Genomic DNA, 2,587 nt, shown 5'->3' on the forward strand with positions numbered 1-2,587 from the left:
TTTGCTTTTGGGGTTAAGGGGTGTCCCCCTTACGCATCTTTTGACTTGAATGAAATTCAAGTCGTAAGTGCGCATTTCATGAAAAACACGATAGCATATTACCCGCTTGAATTTCAATTCATAGGGTTTTATGCTTGAGTGGTTTTCTATATCCCGAAATTAACCGTTATGACAAAATCAACTGAAAATATTGAAAAGAAAATTGAAGCCCAGTTGGAGAAGCTGAAACAGTTAAAAGCTCAGAAACAGGCTATTGAAGCAAGAGAAAGAACAAAGCAGAAAGAGCAAGAACGCAAGGATGATACTCGGCGTAAAATCTTACTTGGTTCTTACTTGATTAAAAAAATGCAATCCAATGAAGCCAACAAAGAAAAAATACTCGCTGAACTTAATGATTATTTAATAGAGGATCGGGATAGAATACTTTTTGATTTACCTTCGATGAATAACAATTAAGCTGGATATTCTTTATGAAATATAAAATTTTAATGTCTTTATTAACAATGTCAGTTATTACCCTTACTGCATGCAGCAAAAATAAAGAAGAACCAGAACATGTAAGAGTGCAAGCATCGTCTCCTGAGATTGTGGAAGAAGTACGCCAAGAAGCGCAACAAGTACCTGCTCCGCAAGAAATTACAGACGAAGACCGTGAACGTATGAAAAAAGAACTCCAAGATTCATCACGATTTGAAAGTAAAGATACTGCCAATAAGTCGGGCGAAGAAGTAAATGCGGAACTGATTAATCAGTTAGATTCGATAGGACAGCCAGCCAAAGAATAAAATTAAAAAAAAGGAGCTGAAGCTCCTTTTTTTTAATTACCAAATCCTGCCTTTTTTAAGCAAGGGTATAACTCTCTGAATTTTTCAGGCTCTAAAAGCATGTCTGCAATACGAATAGCAAACTGCTGATAGCTTTCTGTACCTTGAGAATATGCCCCCATTTCAGGCATTTCAGACAGTTTGTTTGCAAATAAATGACGTTGGGAATCGGTCATTTTGATGAAAAAATCAGGGGTATTGGGATCTCGTTTAGTTTCAATTTTAGGTTGTACTTTTTGCTTAAACTTGAATGAAAACCCTGTAATTGTACGCCCCTGCTTATGTTGCTCATAAGTTACGGTAATGTCTGTATGTTTGTTAAGTTGCTCAATAGCAATATGTAAAACTTTTTCTTTAAATTGCCCCATTCTTTGATATTTTTCATCTCCAACTCCAAGTTTTAAACGAAATTCATTTAAATCAATAATTGGTGTCTTCCCAGTACTACGCCACGCAATTAAAAGTTCGTATAGGCGAATAGCATAACCGCTTGTTAGATTGGCAACTTGTTTTAATTCGTAGCTTGTAAGGTGTTGTTCAAGATAAGTGATTAGGGGTAAGACCGCTGGAGCAAAAGTAAATTCTATAGTTGCAGAATTATCAATATAAGCAATATCAGACACCCAGCGAGTCGTTTTATGAGCAATACCTTTTTCTCTAGGTTCTTGATAGCTAAACTGTCTTGAGAATAAAGACTTACAGGCATCCTTTAGTGTTTCGTATGCTGTGCTATGGCTTACACCAAACGTATTAATATAACTTTCTGCTGTAATCTCAATTGGTTTATTGAATGCAATATAGTCAAGGTGCATGTTATGAGTATGTTCCCGAATAATAACGATAGCTAATAAAATCAATCGCTGTTCGACAAGACCAAGACTATAACTAGCATTAATCAACGCATTATCTTTTACAACTAAGTCATTTTTCATTGTTGTACACTTTTATAATTCAAGTGTATTTGTACACCTTTGTAATGTACGTGTCAATATCATCGGAATTAGTGTACTTATATGTCGGAATTGGTGTACTTATTGGGGCTAAAATATCGGAATTGGTGTACTTATATGTCGGAATTGGTGTACTTATTAGCTGTGAAAGCCTTGCTGTACAAGCGTTTCAAGCAACTTAAAAATATTTAAAAATATATTTAAAAATAAAAAATATAAAAACTTGTGGAAAACTGCCCTAGGTACTCGCTAAAGCTCGTACTCTATTGAAGCTCGTTCCTCGCTTCGAGGGGCAGTTTTTAATTAATACTGTTCGTGATATTCAAAAGTAAAAGCATTGATAATGTATTCGCTTCGCTCATACTTTTTGAAAAGCAAAAGCTCCAAAGTTCGCACCCATTCGGGATGCTCTGTACCTACCGTTTAAAATCAAAAGGGAGCTTGTAATCAGAGAAAAGGCGAGGTCGAATTTTGATGATGCTCAATCGCTCGTAGACACTCGCTCGGTTCTTATTATCTAGGTTTTAATTATTTACTGGAGCTAATCAAAGTTGTGAAACATTGCTTAAATAATAGGCGTGGAACGTGAAAAATCATAAAAAAAGCCCGAACAGGGATGTTCGGGCTATAAAATAGAATCTACAGCATTGATTTCTATAGATAATTATAACGCATTTCGTATAAGCTGTATTATGTTAATTTTAGGGAAATTAAAGAGTACAAGTAAATGGATTTAAAAACTTTTGAATTATTAGCTCGATATAACGTTTGGTCTACTCACAAATTAAATCAGGTTTTGAAGAATATTTCTAA

The 2,587-nt window shown here is 34.9% G+C and carries 3 protein-coding genes; 2 read left to right on the forward strand and 1 reads right to left on the reverse strand.

The features are described from left to right. Positions 1-168: 168 nt before the first annotated feature. Both FTV25_RS15830 and FTV25_RS15835 read left to right on the forward strand, forming a co-directional pair. Positions 169-456 (forward strand): hypothetical protein, encoded by a 288-nt coding sequence (locus FTV25_RS15830; RefSeq protein ID WP_020847062.1) that lies wholly within the window; start codon positions 169-171, stop codon positions 454-456. 14 nt (positions 457-470) lie between these two features. After that, complete coding sequence (locus tag FTV25_RS15835) at positions 471-785, forward strand: hypothetical protein (protein ID WP_151208206.1); 315 nt, start codon at positions 471-473, stop codon at positions 783-785. Between the two features lie 32 nt (positions 786-817). Here the strand turns inward: FTV25_RS15835 and repM are convergent, their stop codons facing one another. After that, the gene (gene repM / locus FTV25_RS15840) at positions 818-1,756 is read right to left on the reverse strand and encodes a replication initiation protein RepM (protein ID WP_151208205.1); all 939 of its coding nucleotides are present in this window, start codon (positions 1,754-1,756) and stop codon (positions 818-820) included. Between the last annotated feature and the right edge of the window lie 831 nt (positions 1,757-2,587).

Origin of the sequence: Acinetobacter sp. YH12249 (genome assembly GCF_013417475.1) — a bacterium.
Taxonomy (GTDB): Bacteria; Pseudomonadota; Gammaproteobacteria; order Pseudomonadales; family Moraxellaceae; genus Acinetobacter.

What these genes read in the sequence shown, in the direction of transcription:
- FTV25_RS15830 (WP_020847062.1), top strand. Translation starts at nt 169, where the DNA reads ATGACAAAATCAACTGAAAATATTGAAAAGAAAATTGAAGCCCAGTTG.
- repM (WP_151208205.1), bottom strand. Translation starts at nt 1,756, where the DNA reads ATGAAAAATGACTTAGTTGTAAAAGATAATGCGTTGATTAATGCTAGT.
- FTV25_RS15835 (WP_151208206.1), top strand. Translation starts at nt 471, where the DNA reads ATGAAATATAAAATTTTAATGTCTTTATTAACAATGTCAGTTATTACC.